Origin of the sequence: Saccharicrinis fermentans DSM 9555 = JCM 21142, assembly GCF_000517085.1 — a bacterium.
GTDB lineage: Bacteria > Bacteroidota > Bacteroidia > Bacteroidales > Marinilabiliaceae > Saccharicrinis > Saccharicrinis fermentans.
This window is the reverse complement of record NZ_KI912107.1, coordinates 1572167-1588831: the sequence shown is the minus strand read 5'-3', so window position 1 is coordinate 1588831 and position 16665 is coordinate 1572167. Positions and strand designations below refer to the sequence as shown.

Genomic DNA, 16665 nt, shown 5'->3' with positions numbered 1-16665 from the left:
GAGTATGACAGATACGGTATATAGTAAATTGGTTAATGACTGTTTAACCATTGCCAGGGAGGAAATTACAGCCAATAAAAATGAAAAATTATATCATCATAATCTAGAACATACCATTAATGTGTTAGAGGTTGTATCTACTTTTGCAATAAACATCCCAGAGGTATCTCCCCGAGAAATGGAGTTATTGCAAATCGCAGCGATTTTTCATGATGTCTGCTTTTATAAAGGTGTAATGGGGCATGAGAAAAAATCGGCTGATTTTGCCCGTGAATTTCTGGAGTCAAGAAATATGGACAATCGTGATATCATTACTGTAGAACGTATTATTATGGCTACTCGATTGGCATATGAACCTACAGATATATTGGAGGAAATTATTAGGGATGCGGATATAGCCCACGTGGGGTATAAAGATTATCTAAGAAATCCTTTTATTAATCTGTTTAAGGAAATAAATTGTTTTAGGAAAAAAACACCCAATCAGTGGATAAACGATTGCATTGTTTTTTTTGAACAACATCCATTTTATACCAATTTTGCGAAGCAAATTTTAAACAAACAAAAGGAAAAAAACAAAGAAAAACTGACTGATCTATTAAAGATGGACATAAAGACTGAGGATGAGCTACTGGAAAAAACAGCTGGTAAAAAAAAGAAGAAAAAGGAAGATGGAAATAAAAAGCCAGATAAAGGGATAGAAACGATGTTTAGAGTTAATCTTCGTAATCATGTAATTTAAGCCGTATTGCAGATGATAAAGCCAATACTTTAATTAGTGTAAATGGTATTATTATTTCCATCGTTCTGTCAACTCTTTTTCCTAAATTAGATAACAATGCTTTTTTAATTTGGCCCGCATTAAATCTTGTGGCCTTTAGTATTATTACCATTATTATTTGTATTATATCGACCATACCTCGCACTACACATGGATTTATATCAAAGGAGGATATTAGCCATAAACGTGGCAATCTTACTTTTTTTGGTAATTTTCATAAAATGAGTCTAGAGGATTTCGAATGGGGTATAGGTGAATTGATGAAAGATAGAGAATATCTGTATAATAGCATGAGCCGGGATTTGTATTTTTTAGGGAAAGTACTTACTAAAAAATATACTTTTTTAAGGTGGGCTTATATAATTTTTGTGGTGGGCCTAATTTCATCCATCTTCTTTTTTGTGCTCGGGATTAATGATATATTATAACAACTTTAAATTAAATATTTAACAAAAAAGGCTATCTCAGTAGAGGTAGCCTTTTTTGTTAAAAAAATGATCGCTTTTTGTTATTTGGTAACGATGCTAATATCTAAAGTGAAATCATCATAAATAACTTTGTCACCCAGATTATCAAAGAATGATTTTGAACCATATCTAATATCATATTGTGCACGATCTACGGTAAGTTGGGTGGTGAAAATATGACCATTTTTGCTTACTTCAAAGTCAATGGGATGTGTTTGTCCCTTGATTGTTAAGTCACCTGTTACTTTAGCTATATCGTTTTTAAAAGCAGTGCTGCCAGTAACTTTTAATGTTGCTGTGGGATATTTTTCTACGCTAAAAAAATCATCTGATTTTAAATGTCCTATTAATTTTGCTTTATAGTCTTTATCTTCAATGTCGGCATTGCTTATGCTGGCCATATCAATAATAAAGGTGCCTTCGGTAATTTTACTTCCCTTTAAGGTAAATGAACCTTCTTTTAATAGTATGGCTCCATTGTGAGAACCGCCTATCTTTTTACCTTCCCATTTTACACTACTCTTGTCGGTATCTACTTGGTTGGTTTGCGAATAAGTATGGGTTGTTGCCAATAAAATCGCAACAGCGAATAATAATTTCAGTGTTTTCATCATCTTCATTTTTATATTTGTTTTTGTTTATTACCAATTCATTGGTGTCTCCATCAATAATAGCCTACATTCACTTTGGGCTTTTATTTGTATATTTTGTGCTTGCGTTATGCCAATAGCGTCTCGTTTATACAGAACTTCACCTGCAATTTGAATACTACCTTCTATAACCATAAGGTATACACCATTGTTCTGTTTATGTGTCAAATAATTTATTTTCACACCTTTGTCAAAGTATCCCTGATTAAACCAGGCATCCTGATATATCCACACACCTGCATCATTTTTATCAGGACTTAATATTTGAAAAAAAAAACATTCTTATTTTGTAGGTTTTTTAGTAAGATTTGATCATAGTGGGGCTCTACGTTTTGGTATGGGGAAAAGCCATATCTGAAATAAACGTAGTTCTTCTTTTGTACTGTTTTTATATTCGGCAGTGAAATATGCTTGAACCAGCACTCATTACCTGTATATCTCCCGCTTTGATTAGAGATTCATTGCCCATACTGTGGGTCAGTGCCAAAAGTTGGGTGTAAATGTTGTTTATAGTTGTCATGCAAATATTTTTGTTAATCTGAAAAGAAGAACTTTACATCAACAACACCTCTGAATTGTCTTCTGAGGTCCTATACTTTTGTATTGAAAGATTCTGTTGCAGCATTGGTACTTTCGTTATCTAATTGAGAGCAATGTTTCTACCTTATATGATATTTTCTTTGCTTTTAAAACTTCCGTTAATCTTCTTTTTACTCGGGGAGGCATATTTCCAAAGGCCCTCATGATAACTTCGTTATTGTCATTGCCACAAAAAGAATTGGTCAAATATAACTCCAGTATCCTTAATGATAAAATCAGCTTTTTCGCCAGTAGAAATGGTGAGTCCATATGTTATTAAATCCTCCATTTACCAGTTACTAATCGCTTGTTGTCAAGCTATAAAATATGTATAATATCTGTATTCTCCTGATATTGTTGGCCGCCTATTCTAAGATACAAAAAAAGCCGGTTACGTATCTTATACGAACCGGCTTACCATATCCCACACTTCAGTTAAGAAGTACCTTTAATCCCCAGCTGTCGCAACTCCCCAGTGTTGACAGCCGGCGTTTCTTTATTTAAAATTTTTTGTTTTATTAAATTACCAACTAATTCAGCTTCCTTTTTATTGGCAAAAGGTTTGTTACCTTCCAGTGTAGGTACACAATCCTGATGGATAAATATTTTATCATTTACGGTTATTTCGTAAACCCAAACTCCGTTTTCTTTAAAAGTTTTTACTTTAACTTTGTTTTTGGGTGACTGACAAGAAACAAGGGTTGTTAATATAATAAATAACAAATAGTATTTAATCTTTACTTTCATATTCTTCAAATGGATTGAATTGCCAAACATCATCTAAAGAATAATTACCATTACCCCCAGTGGCAACATAACCTATATCATTAATGGTAAACGCAACTGCACCATAACGAGAAGTGCCTTCAAAATCAGTCTTTTGTTCCCATCTATCTGTTGAAGGTTCATATTCCCATGTTTCAATGCTATTACCTCCTTGTATCCCTGTAGTAACATAGCCTTTTCCTCCAGCTACAAAGGTAACAGCACTGTATCTGGCAATGGTATAATCATCATCATAACTGTCATCTTCATAATCACTAATATGTGCCAATTCAGTCCACTGGTCGTTTACTGCGTCATACTTGTACATATCATCCAGATATTCATTGTCGTATCCGCTGAGTACATATGCTACATCGTTCAACACGAAACTCATGGCATTTCTTCGCTTAGATCCATTAAAAGAAGATACTTGTTCCCAACTATCTGTTGCAATATCGTAACTCCAGAAATCACTTAAATTGTTAGGGATTGTTTCATCAGAATCAACTTCAACATCTCCATATCCTGTTCCGATAAAACCTTTACCATTCACATAAAAAGCAGTGGCTCCATACCGTCCTTCACCTGCAAAATCATTTTTCTGAGTCCAGGTATTGTTACTTGGATCGTATTCGTAAAAATCTTTCAATTTATTCTCTCCATCATAACCCGTACCAACATAACCTTTGGTGCTGGAACTAAAAGCAACCGCACCGTTTCTGGCTACACCAGGTAAACTGGCTATTTGTTTCCAATAACCGCTCTCTGCGCTATAGCTCCAAAAATCTTTTAATCTTATTTCTTCATCTAAATAATATCCAGTACCAACATAGGCTGTGTTTTCAATCGTAAAACATACAGCTTCTGTTCTTGGCACTTTCCCGACATCTCCCATTTCAACCCAGTTTCCCAGATAATCGTCGTCATCGTCGTTACTACAACTCACAAATGAAATACCACAAAGTATCATAGCCGACAGTATAATCAGTGAATGTTTTATCATCGCCATTAAATATTGATTTTATAATTTTATTTAGTTATACTGCAAACTTACACTACCCATCTTCAGAATGTGTCATAGCTTAGACACGAGACGTAATATTATCGACGAATCATATAATTTCTTCTATGAAATGTAGAGTAATTATTTTCTTTGAAAAATATAATTCAGTTTAAGGTAGAGTAATGTACAGAAAAACTAATGTTTATGTGATTTACTTTAAAATTAATTTTATGTCGAAATATAAATGAACGAAGAAAACCTTGTTTTCGTCTATAAATTAGTCCAGTTAGCCTTACTTGTTCGTATTTTAGGCTATCTATCCTTTTTTTTGTGTTTAAAATGTATAAAATGTATAAAATATCATTGCTGTTATTTGTTGTTATTGCCTTTGGAATCTATTCCTGCGACGATCAAAGTGTTGATGAACTTAAAATGGGACAAGGATACGTGGATGATGAATCCGGAGTTGTGCTAATTGATACCTTTTCTCTGGAATTAAGCACGGTTGTTGTTGACTCCATCCAGACATCAGAACTTTCTTCAGTTCTAGTAGGTAATTTTTCTGATGAAGTATTTGGTAAAATATCATCGGAGCCTGCTTATCGATTAAAAATACCTGATAGAAATAGTTTTGATGAAGATGATATTTTTGATTCTGTTACTATTAGTATGTATTATAACAATTACTATATTGGAGATACAACTGAGGTATTTAGTATGAATGTCATGGAATTGGCTACCAATTGGGAAGACTTGGATCAAACAAGCTTTTATAATGTTACAGAACTGGATGTGAAGGAGGATAGCTTGGGACAGGTAAAATTTTCGCCACGTCCTAATAAAGGTCAAAAATTAGAAAGTCGTTTAAGTGATGTTTTTGGACAAAGAATTTTTGATTTATTCATTGATGATGCTGATGAAATTCAGTCGACGGATGATTTTCAGGATTACTTTTATGGGCTTGCTCTGCAAGGAAGAAGTGAAAATAAAGCTGCATTGGGATTTGCTTATAATGACACATCTTTGTGTTTAAACATGTATTATCATAGAGATGGTATTAAAAAAGAGGAATTGGAAGCTACTTTTAGTATTGAAAATTCTACTTATATGTTTAATCAAATTAAAGCAGATAGGAGTGGAACTCTTTTTGCACCATTGGTTGAACAAAAGAAGCATATAAGATCTACAAGTACTGATGATGTTACGCTTGTTCAGGGGAGTAGTGGTTTGATGACCAAAGTTAGGTTCCCTAGTCTTAATAAAATATTTCAGTTGGTTGAGTTAGATCAGATTATTAAGATAGAGTTAATTCTAGTACCTACTGACGAAGCTGATGATATAAATGATTTGCCTACGGAGCTTTTGATGTATGAATCCAATAGGGTTAATCAACTTTCATCAGTATATGCAGATAATTCTAATAATGTAGTTTATCTTTCATTTAATCAATCTATTGATAATTATGAAAGTCATCCTTATTATAGTGCTGATATCACAGATTATATGATAAAGAATCTAATAGGAGGAGACTTTGACACTGATAATTCAATTTTAGTTGGATTGCCAACAGACTATGAAAACCAAACTTTTTCTACCATTATATTTGGAGGAGAAAAGAATCGGGAGTATGAGCCTAAGTTAAACATCTATACTTATTATTATTAAAATTGATACAGGCATCAATTGTTCAAATTAATTTGTTTATTGGGCTTTAATAAATATTCAATTCATGAAACAACGCATATTACACGCGATATCAATTATTTGTATTTTACTGTTACTCGCAATAAGCTCTAATGCACAAAATGGAGCTTCGTCCGCATATACTACTTTTGGTGTGGGACGAATTGAAAGTGCATCTACCATTAAGTACCAAGGTATGGGAGGCGTCGGAGTTGCCTTGCCTACGTACTATTCAATCAATACACTGAATCCCGCATCCTTGGGGAGCGTTGAGGGAGAGCAGATGTTAATTGATCTGGGAATTCGTTCCAGTTTTACCACTTATGAGCATAATACCGAATCTGGAAATGGCTTATCGGGTGGCTTGAATAATATTAGCTTGGCTTTTCGATCAGGTAAAAGATTGGTTACTTCATTTAATATTGTTCAGTATTCTTCTATCGGATATAATGTTGCATCTTCTGATTACATTGAGGGAACAAGTACACAAATTGCAAAAAATTATGAAGGAAATGGTGGCTTGAATAAGGTGGCTATGAGTAATGCATTGGTATTAGGTAAAAATCTGTCGCTAGGACTAGAATTATCTTATATCTTTGGTAAGTTGATTAAACAAGAAAATTATGCATCCAGTATTATTGGTGGTGAATTAAATGTACAATATTCCGACTTCTTACAACAAGTATGTCTTCAGGCTGGTTTTCAATATAAAATACCAGTGGGACAAAGCAATTTATTTGTGGGGGCTGTTTATAGCCCGGAAATCGATTTCAAAACAAGTCGTGAGGTAGAAACATCTAGTTCTAGTGGTGCTGGAATTTATGAGGATTTGGACAGAGAGCCATATAATATTCCAATGGGTTATGGTGCAGGATTGGGATGGATAGACGAGCATGGTATTAAAATTGGATTTGATTATAAATTCCAAAATTGGGCCGGCGTTGATTATACCAATAACTTGTCAGAATATAAGGATAGCCATCGTTTTAGTGGTGGTGTGGAATATCAAAGTCGTAAAAGTAGAAGAGTTAATCCTTTTACCTGGAGGCTTGGAGGATATTATGAGGATTCTTATTTGGAGGTTAAAGGTAAATCTCTTTTAGATCGCGGTATCACTGCAGGAATTGGTGTACCCATGCGTTCTCCTCATTCATACTTGAATATTAGTATAAATTATGGACAGAGGGGTACTGCCAGCAATTCGCTTATTACTGAAAACTATTATGGAATGAGTGTTAGTATGTCCATTCTTGAAGCTTGGTTTAGAAAGAGAAAATTTGATTAAATAATATAGTTAAAGGGCTTATAAAAAGAGCTTATGCATTTGTTTAGCCACAATTGCATAAGCTCTTTTTGTTTTTAGATTTTCTAATGCAGTTTCGAGTCTAATGATTGTATTTTCTTTTCCACCATTTTTTTAATCTTTCTGCAATTTTATTTTCTTGGGCATTGTTTTGAGGTAAGTATAATCTTGCATTTTTTATTTCGTCTGGCATAAAATCTTGTTCTACAAAATTTTCTGGGTAGTCATGGGAATATTTGTATTCTTTCCCATATCCCAATTCTTTCATCAATTTGGTCGGTGCATTGCGTAAATGTAAAGGAACAGGTAAATTGCCAGTTTGTCTAACCAATTCCTGTGCTTTTTTTATGGCCAGATAGGATGCATTGCTTTTAGGACTTGTGGCCAAGTAAATGGTGGTCTGCGATAATATGATTCTACCTTCGGGCCACCCCACCATTTTAATGGCTTCAAAGCATTGATTTGCCAATAATAAGGCGTTGGGATTGGCCATTCCAATGTCTTCAGCTGCCGAAATAACAAGTCTACGAGCAATAAATTTAGGATCTTCGCCTCCTTCTACCATGCGTGCCAACCAATATACCGCAGCATCTGGATCACTGCCCCTGATGGATTTGATAAATGCAGAAATAATATCATAATGTATTTCTCCATTTTTGTCATAGGCAGTGGGGTTTGATTGAAGACATTCACTTACTTTCTCATTGGTTATTTCTACCTTACTTTCAGCATTGGCATTCACCACCAATTCTAAAATATTAAGCAGTTTACGGGCATCACCTCCCGAAAAACGAAATAAAGCCTCTTCCTCTTTGACTAGAATATTTTTGTTTTTCAATATTTCGTCCGTAGTAAGCGCTTTATTTACCAATTCTCTTAAATCATCTATTTCTAGTGATTTTAAAACGTAAACTTGGCTGCGAGATAGTAGTGGCGATATAACTTCAAATGAGGGGTTCTCTGTGGTAGCACCAATTAATGTAACAACACCTTGCTCCACAGCACCCAAAAGAGAATCTTGCTGCGACTTACTAAAACGGTGAATTTCATCAATAAATAAAATAGGATTCGGACTGTTGAAAAATTTGTTTTTTTTTGCTTTTTCTATTACTTCTCTAACATCTTTGACTCCCGAATTAATGGCAGATAAAATATAAAAAGGACGGTTAAGTTGTTGTGATATGATTTTAGCAAGGGTTGTTTTTCCAACACCAGGAGGACCCCATAAAATAATAGAAGATATCACACCTGAATCAATCATCTTGCGTAATACGGCGCCTTCGCCCACAAGATGTTTTTGTCCAATATAATCTTCTAATGACTTGGGGCGCTGACGCTCAGCCAATGGTGGATGTCCGTTACTCATATTTATTACTTTTTGCGGAACAAATTTAATAATACATGCTGATTTGTCTACGCTTTTGTAAAATTATCATGCAATTCTTTCTTACAACTTTAAATGTAATATTAACTCCGGAAAATTGTTGTTGTATATCTGTGTGAATATGGGAGAGAATTATCAGACGATGAACTCTTCGTCCATAAAGTTGTTTGTTTAAAAGGAGTAAAAAAGTTTTAATTTTTTAAACGAAAGCGTACTATTGTATTTTCTTAATTTTGTGGGAATCATTAAATCGTTTGTTATTTAATAGGCGATACAACAAATCTTGATAAAGTAATTCTCATATAGGAATATGATTAATTTTAGTGAGCAACACTTGACCATTAAGAGAAAAATGATAAACACATGAAAGAATTATTTTTAATTTTCATAGGATTATTTTTATTTATGAGTTCAGAAGCAAAAAATACAGAAAAAGCCACGCTGGGAGCGGGATGTTTTTGGTGCGTAGAAGCTATTTATGATCAATTAGAAGGTGTTATTTCGGTAGAGTCAGGCTATTCGGGGGGGACATGTTGACAAGCCCAGCTACAAACAAGTGTGTAATGGCAATACTGGGCATGCCGAAGTGTGCCAGATCACATATGATGCGGATATAATATCATTCGGAGAGTTGCTGACCGTATTTTGGTCGGTTCACGATCCAACAACATTGAATAGACAAGGAGCTGATGTTGGTACACAGTATCGTTCTGTAATTTTTTATCATAACGAAGATCAAAAACGTATTGCAGAAGAACAAATAAAGGTGGTGAATGAACAAAAGCTTTATAAGGATCCTATCGTTACAGAAGTAACTGCTTTTGCAAACTTTTTTGTGGCAGAGGATTATCACCAAGAGTATTTTGCCAATAATCCTAATCAAGGTTATTGCAGAATGGTTGTTGGTCCTAAGGTTGAAAAATTTCAAAAGCTCTTTACAGATCAATTAAAGAAATAATAAGTGCTTAATCAACATTTATAAGGGAATAGTGTTCCATAAACCGAAACATATTATAAGTTCATAATTTGTAGCTATTATATGAACAAATGGTTATTGCGTCGGTTTTGTATTTATTAATCATAAAAGAGATATAATGAATTTAATAAGTAAATTTTTCAGTGGATGTGTGCTAACAATAGCCCTTCTTAGTTTTTCGAATGAGGCCAAGGCTCATTGTGAAATTCCTTGTGGTATTTATGGTGATTCTACACGCATTGTTCTTATGTATGAACATATTGCAACCATCGAAAAGTCGATGAAAGAGATCGTGGAATTATCTGCAAAAGGAGATGTTGATTATAACCAAATGGTTCGTTGGGTTGTGAACAAAGAGGAGCATGCTACAAAGATTCAGGATATTGCCAGTCAGTATTTTATGTATCAAAGAATCAAAGTAAAAGATCCTTCAGATACAGAAGCATATGCCCAATACATTAAGCAGTTAACCTTAATGCATAAAATACAGGTGTATGCCATGAAAACAAAGCAGGGGACTGATTTGAAGAATATTCGCTTGCTTAGGGAGGCATTACACGATTTTGAACATGCCTATTTTGGTGGTCATTGAGAAAGTGTAAAAATACTTCATTTGCCTGTCTGGCAAAAAAAATATTCTGGGTGTCCATTTTGAGACACCCTTTTTTGATAATCGTATAAATAAAAAATAATCCGTTTATCCATTATTTATATTCGTTAACCAATGATAGAATTTGGTCTTTTATGCTATTTTTGCTTAAACAAATTAGCTTAGAACAGAGTGTGTGAAACAAGATATCAAAGAATACATAATATAAGCGTATTCCTTCGCATGCCCTGCAATGTTAAACTGATCATGAGATGCAATCAAGAGTGAATCAATATCCTATAACAAAACCTTTTATTAGTATGGTTTTGATCATTGTTATGGCTGGTACAGTGATAACCAATGCCCAAAAATTATCTACCCGATCGAAAAAAGCAGCAACGCTCTATCATAAAGGTTTGTCATTTTACAAGTCAGGAAATTATAATTCGGCCAAGATACCGCTGGCCCAAGCTTTGGAAAAGGATTCTCAGTTTATTGAGGCTCATTTGCTTATGTCGGAGGTTCATTTTGAACAAAAGAATTTTGTAAAACAAATAGAATATTTAGAAAATGTTGTGAATTTGGATTCTACCTTTTTTATATTCAGCTATTATAATTTAGGCGTTGCTCATTTTCATATCAAAAACTTTAAAAAAGCCGAAAGCTGGTTTAAAAAGTATTATAATCACACAAGAGATGATGGGCAAAAAAAGAAAGTGGAGGAATGGCTAACTAGGGTTGAGTTTGCCCATAAAGCAATACAAAAACCAGTGATAATGAATGCTAAGAATCTAGGTTCAGCTGTTAATACTCCAAATAACGAGTATTGGCCAAGTATCACTGCCGATGAACAAGTTTTGGTATATACAGTCATGGTAAAACGTGATTCTGTGCTTGATAAAGTACCTTATGCCAATGCCATGGCTAATCTTTATCATGAAGACTTTTTTAGGTCTGTTAAGGATGAATCTGGTGAATGGAGTAACAGAACCCAATTGTCGGCTCCTCTAAATACAATGAGTAATGAAGGGGCACAAACATTATCGTCAGATGGGAACTGGATGTTTTTTACGGCTTGTGGGAGAGGAGACAGTAAAGGCTCTTGTGATATTTATTTTAGTCAACGAACTGCCACAGGTTGGAGTGCCCCTAAAAATATAGGTGCGCCTGTTAATACTCCGTATTGGGAATCTCAGCCTTCCTTTTCATCCGATGGAAGAACCTTGTATTATACGAGTAACCGCTCTGGAGGCAAAGGAGGTAATGATATTTGGCGGGCTTCTTTGTTGGGAATTAAATCGGATGGGACACCCTTTTTTGGTAAACCAGAAAATCTGGGTAACAAAATTAATACTCCATCAAATGAAATATCTCCTTTTATTCATCCTGATAATAGAACCTTATATTTTGCTTCAGAGGGATGGCCTGGTATGGGAAAGGCTGATTTATTTATGTCGCGAATGAACAATGGTATTTTTGATACAGATCCTGTGAATTTAGGAGTTCCCATTAACACTGAGGATGATGAAGTAGGCCTCATAGTCACAGCCAGCGGAAAAACAGCATATTTTTCTTCCGATAGACTAGGAGATTCCTTTGGAGGAAGGGATATTTATAGTTTTGAAATGCCGGAGAAAATTAGACCTTTACCTGTGTCTTATGTAAAAGGAAGGATATTCGATATCAGAACCAAAGAAAAATTAAAAGCCTCCTTGGAATTGTCAGACCTGAACAAAGGCCAAATGGTCGTTCATACACTATCTTCGGGATTCACTGGTGAGTTTTTGGTTTGTCTTCCGGCAAATGGATCCTATGCCCTTAGTGTCTCTAAAAAAGGATATCTTTTTTATTCCGATCATTTTCAGATGGACTCAACCTCTACAGTCCAAGACCCTCAAATTCTTGATATTTATTTAAAGCCTTTGGAAATAGGAGAACAGGTGGTGCTTAATAATATTTTCTATGAAACAGATTCTTATGAACTGAAATCAGAATCGGAAGTTGAACTAAAAAAACTCTTGCTGTTTCTAGAAGAAAATAGTCATACCAAAATTCAGATATTAGGCTATACCGATAATGTAGGTGCTATTAGCTATAATCAAAAACTGAGTATGCTTAGAGCTAAACAAGTATACCAATATCTTGTGGATGAAGGTGTGGATGCCCAAAGATTATCCTACAAAGGTGAAGGCATGAACCATCCTATAGATAATAATGACACAGAAGAAGGACGAGCGAAGAATCGTAGGACTGAAATGAAAATTGTTGAGTAGTTTTTTTTATACTAACTTATTGGAGTACGAATATGTATGTATGTTATGGTTTCAATACATATTCGTAAAATGACTTATGCTGAATACCTTCTTGTAAATCAATTCATTTAATGTCTTAATTTTGTCAATCCCTTATAGTTAAGAGATAAACAAAATAATTAACTTTAATATAGCTTTGTCTGAATGGGATGGTATGACCTAACAAAGAAATCCGGCTCGATTGGGGAATAGAGCAGCATCCTACTCAAAAGATATTTCACAATCTTAGAACCATTTTTACAATTGCTTGTTTATGTATCGAATAAGCTAAACAAAAAGTTATATGATAACCAGAAGTGTTTGATTATTCCTTCAATACTTAAACAAAATACATTACTTATATAGATTTGGTTCAAATTAAAACAATACATACATTTGACCGATTCTTATTTAGAACAAATATAAATAAAGCAATATGTCAACATTTGAAATTCTTATGCCCAAAATGGGCGAGAGCGTTGAGGAAGCAACAATTACAAAATGGTTCGTGTCGGTAGGAGATAAAATAGAGGAGGATGATGTACTATTGGAAATAGCCACAGATAAAGTGGATTCTGAAATTCCTTCTCCGGTTACCGGAATCGTTAAAGAACTACTTTATGAAACGGATGCCTTGGTACCCGTAGGCAAAGCAGTTGCAATTATTGAGCTGGAAGGCAGTGATTCGGCTGAAGAGGAAAAAACGGAAGCCGTTGAAGTTAAAGACAAGAAGAAAGAAGTCGCCGGTACGCAAGTACAAGCATCTGATTCATCTGCTACAGTAGCATCCACATTCGAAATTATTATGCCCAAAATGGGAGAGAGTGTGGAAGAGGCAACAATTACAAAATGGTTTGTGTCGGTAGGAGATAAAATAGAAGAGGATGATGTATTATTGGAGATAGCGACAGACAAGGTGGACTCAGAGATTCCTTCTCCTGTTGCTGGAACTGTAAGTGAAATTTTATATGAAACAGATGCCTTGGTTCCAGTTGGAAAAGCCGTGGCGATAATTACAATGGAAGGCGCTGAAGGAACATCAAATGCTACGTCGCAACCTGCTGCCGTGAAAGAAGTTGAGAAAAGTGTCGAAAGTGCATCTCAAGTATCTGCTGCAGCACAAGATTTTAGTACATCTGATAAATTTTATTCGCCATTGGTTAAAAGCATTGCCAAAGCAGAGGGTGTTTCTGTCCAGGAACTGGACTCCATAAAAGGAACCGGGCAAAATAATAGAGTTACCAAAGTTGATATTCTAGATTATGTAAAAAATAGAAATGCAAGTTCTCCTGCAAAATCTTCAAGTAAACCTGCATCTTCACCTGCTGCTTCCTCTGCTCCTAAAGCAAAAGAAGCAATACAGCGTCCACCGGTTTCAGTTAATGCTGAAGACGAAATAGTAGAGATGGACCGTATGCGTAAGTTAATTGCTGATCATATGGTGATGTCTAAACAAGTATCACCCCACGTAACTGCAGTTATAGAAGTAGACATGACAAATATTGTGTTGTGGCGTAATAAAAGTAAAGCAGCATATCTGGATAAATATGGTGAGAAAATTACATTTACACCTATTTTCTTTGAAGCTACAGCAAGAGCACTTCGAGACTTCCCTGGAGTAAATGCCTCGGTGGATGGTCAGAATATTATCTATCGAAAAAATGTAAATATAGGAATGGCAGTAGCACTTCCTAGTGGTAACCTTATTGTTCCAGTGATTAAGCAGGCCGACCATAAAAATCTAGCGGGACTAACCTCTGATGTGAATAGAATGGCCAGTCTGGCTAGAAACAATAAACTTTCTCCAGATGATATACAAGGTGGAACATTTACCATTACCAATTTTGGTTCATTTAAAAATATCATAGGTACACCCATTATAAATCAACCTCAAGTGGCTATTCTGGCTGTAGGAGCAATCGAAAAGAAACCAGCTGTTATTGAAACACCAACAGGTGATGTAATTGGTATCAGACATAAAATGTTCTTATCACTGTCGTATGATCATCGAATAGTTGATGGTGCCTTAGGAGGCAACTTCCTTCGTAGAATAGGTGATTACTTGGAGCAGTTTGATATAGATAGAGCAATTTAATTCCCAGACAGACGTATAACAAAAAGTAATTCAGTATGAAATCAAATGTAAAAGAGATATATAAGATAAAAACAGCAGAAAAGGATACACTGTTAAAGTGGTACTACTTGCTAAAGTTAGGCAGGAGTCTTGATGATAGAGCTCCTAACTACCTTAAACAAGCAATAGGCTGGTCGTACCATGCGCCTGCAGCAGGACATGATGCTATACAATTGGCCATCGGTCAGAATTTTGATAGGAGTAAGGACCATCTTTTTCCGTATTATCGTGATTTACAAACCTGTGTTTCTGCGGGAATGACTGCTGAGGAAATTATTTACAATGGTATATCCAAAGATGCGGATGTGGCAGGCGGAGGTCGTCATATGTCAAACCACTTTGCAAAGCCAGCATGGAATATCCACAATGTTTCATCATGTACAGGTAACCATACCTTGCATGCAACAGGAATCGCCCGGGCTATTAAAAATTATAAATCAAAAGGAGTAGCTATTAGTTCGCAGGGCGAATCCTCTGTTTCAGAAGGATATGTATATGAGGCTATTAATGGAGCTTCGAACGAACAACTGCCAGTGGTATTTGTGTTTCAGGATAATGGATATGGAATATCAGTACCAAAGAAAGACCAGACAGCTAATAGAAAGGTAGCCCATAATTTTGAAGGCCTCAAAAATCTAAGAATTCTTTATTGTAATGGTAAGGATGTTTTTGATTCTATGAATACGATGGCAGAGGCTGTAAAATGGGCAGCAGAAGAACAAAAACCAGTTATTGTTCATGCCAATTGTGTACGGATACATTCACACTCTAATTCTGACAGACACGAATTATATCGCGATAAGGCAGAATTAAATTATGTGCAAGAATATGATCCTATTGCCAAATTCAGAAGAATGTTAATTCGGTACGAACGCGCCACTGAAGAAGAATTGAATGGGATTGATGAAGAAGTAAAAGCAGAAGTTAAAAAAGCCCATAAAGCTGGTTTGGCTGCTGCACAGCCAGCGCCGGAAAGTATCTATGATTTTGTTTATGCACCTGCTTATGTTCCTCAAAAATATCCCGATGGTTTACATAATGAACAAGGTGACCCCAAAAAACTGATTGAAGCCTTAAATAGTACCCTAAAAGAAGAGTTTCGGAGAAATCCGGATACCTATATTTGGGGGCAAGATATGGCCAATAAAGATAAAGGAGGTATTTTTAATGTGTCCAAGGGAATGCAACAAGAGTTTGGACATCAACGTGTTTTTAATGCTCCTATAGCCGAGGATTATATCATGGGTACTGCCAACGGAATGTCTCGTTTTAACAAAGATATTCGTATCGTTGTGGAGGGGGCAGAATTTGCTGATTATTTTTGGCCAGCCATGGAACAGTTTGTTGAAACTACGCATGAGTACTGGCGAACCAAAGGACAGTATTCTCCTAATATTACCGTACGACTAGCTTCTGGAGGTTATATAGGCGGGGGACTCTATCACTCACAAAATATAGAAGGTGCATTGACAACCTTTCCTGGTGTGCGTGTGGTATATCCATCCTATGCAGATGATGCAGCGGGCTTATTACGTACGGCTATACGCTCTGAAGGTATGACATTGTTCCTTGAGCCTAAAGCTTTGTATAATTCACCTAAAGCAGCAACTCCAATTCCAGAAGAATTTGAAGTGCCTTATGGTAAGGCAAGGACAAGACGCGAAGGAACAGACCTGACCATTGTTACTTATGGAAACACCACACATATGTGTGTGGAGGCTGCCGATGCATTATATAAGGAAGGTAAAGGTAATATTGAAGTAATCGATCTGAGATCATTAATTCCATTGGATAAAGAATCCATATTGGAGTCTATTAAAAAGACATCTAAATTAATGGTTGTGCATGAAGATAAAGTGTTTAGTGGTTTTGGAGGTGAAGTCGCTGCAACAATTGCTGAAGTAGGTTTTCAGTATCTGGATGCTCCGATTAAACGTATTGGATCGACTTTTACACCAGTGGGTTTTAATCGGATTTTAGAGGCTGCGACCTTACCTAATACACAGAAAATAAAAGATGCAGCAGTAGAATTATTGGCTTATTAATCAAACAGACTACTT

At 35.5% G+C, this 16665-nt stretch carries 16 protein-coding genes; 10 read left to right on the top strand and 6 right to left on the bottom strand.

Going from position 1 to position 16665, the window contains the following annotated elements:
- Positions 1-4 precede the first annotated feature (4 nt).
- The gene (locus CYTFE_RS28485; RefSeq protein WP_161636287.1) at positions 5-742 is read left to right on the top strand and encodes an HD domain-containing protein; all 738 of its coding nucleotides are present in this window, start codon (positions 5-7) and stop codon (positions 740-742) included.
- A 5-nt stretch (positions 743-747) separates the two neighbouring features.
- On the top strand, positions 748-1209 hold the full coding sequence (locus tag CYTFE_RS31820) for a Pycsar system effector family protein (protein WP_407689939.1): 462 nt from the start codon (positions 748-750) through the stop codon (positions 1207-1209).
- Positions 1210-1289: 80 nt separating this feature from the next.
- Here CYTFE_RS31820 and CYTFE_RS0106405 read toward each other — a convergent pair whose 3' ends face one another.
- From CYTFE_RS0106405 to CYTFE_RS0106385, 5 genes are all read right to left on the bottom strand, one after another.
- Positions 1290-1868, bottom strand: coding sequence for a YceI family protein (locus CYTFE_RS0106405; RefSeq protein ID WP_244880314.1), 579 nt, complete (start codon positions 1866-1868; stop codon positions 1290-1292).
- A gap of 21 nt (positions 1869-1889) precedes the next feature.
- Positions 1890-2162, bottom strand: a complete 273-nt coding sequence (locus tag CYTFE_RS28475) for a pirin family protein (RefSeq protein ID WP_262505051.1) — start codon at positions 2160-2162, stop codon at positions 1890-1892.
- Positions 2163-2286: 124 nt separating this feature from the next.
- Positions 2287-2418, bottom strand: a complete 132-nt coding sequence (locus CYTFE_RS31815; protein ID WP_152541806.1) for a pirin family protein — start codon at positions 2416-2418, stop codon at positions 2287-2289.
- A gap of 494 nt (positions 2419-2912) precedes the next feature.
- Positions 2913-3224 carry a DUF4907 domain-containing protein gene (locus CYTFE_RS0106390; protein ID WP_027471138.1) on the bottom strand — a complete coding sequence of 104 codons (312 nt, stop codon included), beginning with the start codon at positions 3222-3224 and terminating at the stop codon, positions 2913-2915.
- On the bottom strand, positions 3208-4251 hold the full coding sequence (locus CYTFE_RS0106385; RefSeq protein ID WP_235208254.1) for a Kelch repeat-containing protein: 1044 nt from the start codon (positions 4249-4251) through the stop codon (positions 3208-3210). Before CYTFE_RS0106385 ends, CYTFE_RS0106390 begins: the two co-directional genes overlap by 17 nt.
- 342 nt (positions 4252-4593) lie before the next feature.
- Here CYTFE_RS0106385 and CYTFE_RS0106380 point away from each other — a divergent pair, with 342 nt between their 5' ends.
- Together CYTFE_RS0106380 and CYTFE_RS0106375 are read left to right on the top strand one after the other, a co-directional pair.
- The gene (locus CYTFE_RS0106380; protein WP_044262623.1) at positions 4594-5910 is read left to right on the top strand and encodes a DUF4270 family protein; all 1317 of its coding nucleotides are present in this window, start codon (positions 4594-4596) and stop codon (positions 5908-5910) included.
- Positions 5911-5974: 64 nt separating this feature from the next.
- Positions 5975-7213 (top strand): hypothetical protein, encoded by a 1239-nt coding sequence (locus CYTFE_RS0106375; RefSeq protein WP_027471135.1) that lies wholly within the window; start codon positions 5975-5977, stop codon positions 7211-7213.
- Positions 7214-7313: 100 nt separating this feature from the next.
- Here CYTFE_RS0106375 and CYTFE_RS0106370 read toward each other — a convergent pair whose 3' ends face one another.
- Complete coding sequence (locus CYTFE_RS0106370; RefSeq protein ID WP_027471134.1) at positions 7314-8597, bottom strand: replication-associated recombination protein A; 1284 nt, start codon at positions 8595-8597, stop codon at positions 7314-7316.
- Between the two features lie 381 nt (positions 8598-8978).
- Between CYTFE_RS0106370 and CYTFE_RS31055 the strand changes: the two genes are divergently transcribed.
- From CYTFE_RS31055 to CYTFE_RS0106345, 6 genes are all read left to right on the top strand, one after another.
- Positions 8979-9152, top strand: coding sequence for a peptide-methionine (S)-S-oxide reductase (locus CYTFE_RS31055; protein WP_244880313.1), 174 nt, complete (start codon positions 8979-8981; stop codon positions 9150-9152).
- 19 nt (positions 9153-9171) lie between these two features.
- Positions 9172-9573 carry a peptide-methionine (S)-S-oxide reductase MsrA gene (gene msrA, locus CYTFE_RS25285; RefSeq protein ID WP_244880312.1) on the top strand — a complete coding sequence of 134 codons (402 nt, stop codon included), beginning with the start codon at positions 9172-9174 and terminating at the stop codon, positions 9571-9573.
- Positions 9574-9709: 136 nt separating this feature from the next.
- Positions 9710-10183, top strand: a complete 474-nt coding sequence (locus CYTFE_RS0106360; RefSeq protein WP_052343038.1) for a superoxide dismutase [Ni] — start codon at positions 9710-9712, stop codon at positions 10181-10183.
- 269 nt (positions 10184-10452) lie between these two features.
- The gene (locus tag CYTFE_RS0106355) at positions 10453-12453 is read left to right on the top strand and encodes an OmpA family protein (protein WP_044213592.1); all 2001 of its coding nucleotides are present in this window, start codon (positions 10453-10455) and stop codon (positions 12451-12453) included.
- Between the two features lie 454 nt (positions 12454-12907).
- On the top strand, positions 12908-14566 hold the full coding sequence (sucB, locus tag CYTFE_RS0106350) for a 2-oxoglutarate dehydrogenase, E2 component, dihydrolipoamide succinyltransferase (RefSeq protein ID WP_081735923.1): 1659 nt from the start codon (positions 12908-12910) through the stop codon (positions 14564-14566).
- Positions 14567-14601: 35 nt separating this feature from the next.
- Positions 14602-16650 (top strand): alpha-ketoacid dehydrogenase subunit alpha/beta, encoded by a 2049-nt coding sequence (locus CYTFE_RS0106345; RefSeq protein WP_027471130.1) that lies wholly within the window; start codon positions 14602-14604, stop codon positions 16648-16650.
- The last annotated feature ends 15 nt before the right edge of the window (positions 16651-16665 follow it).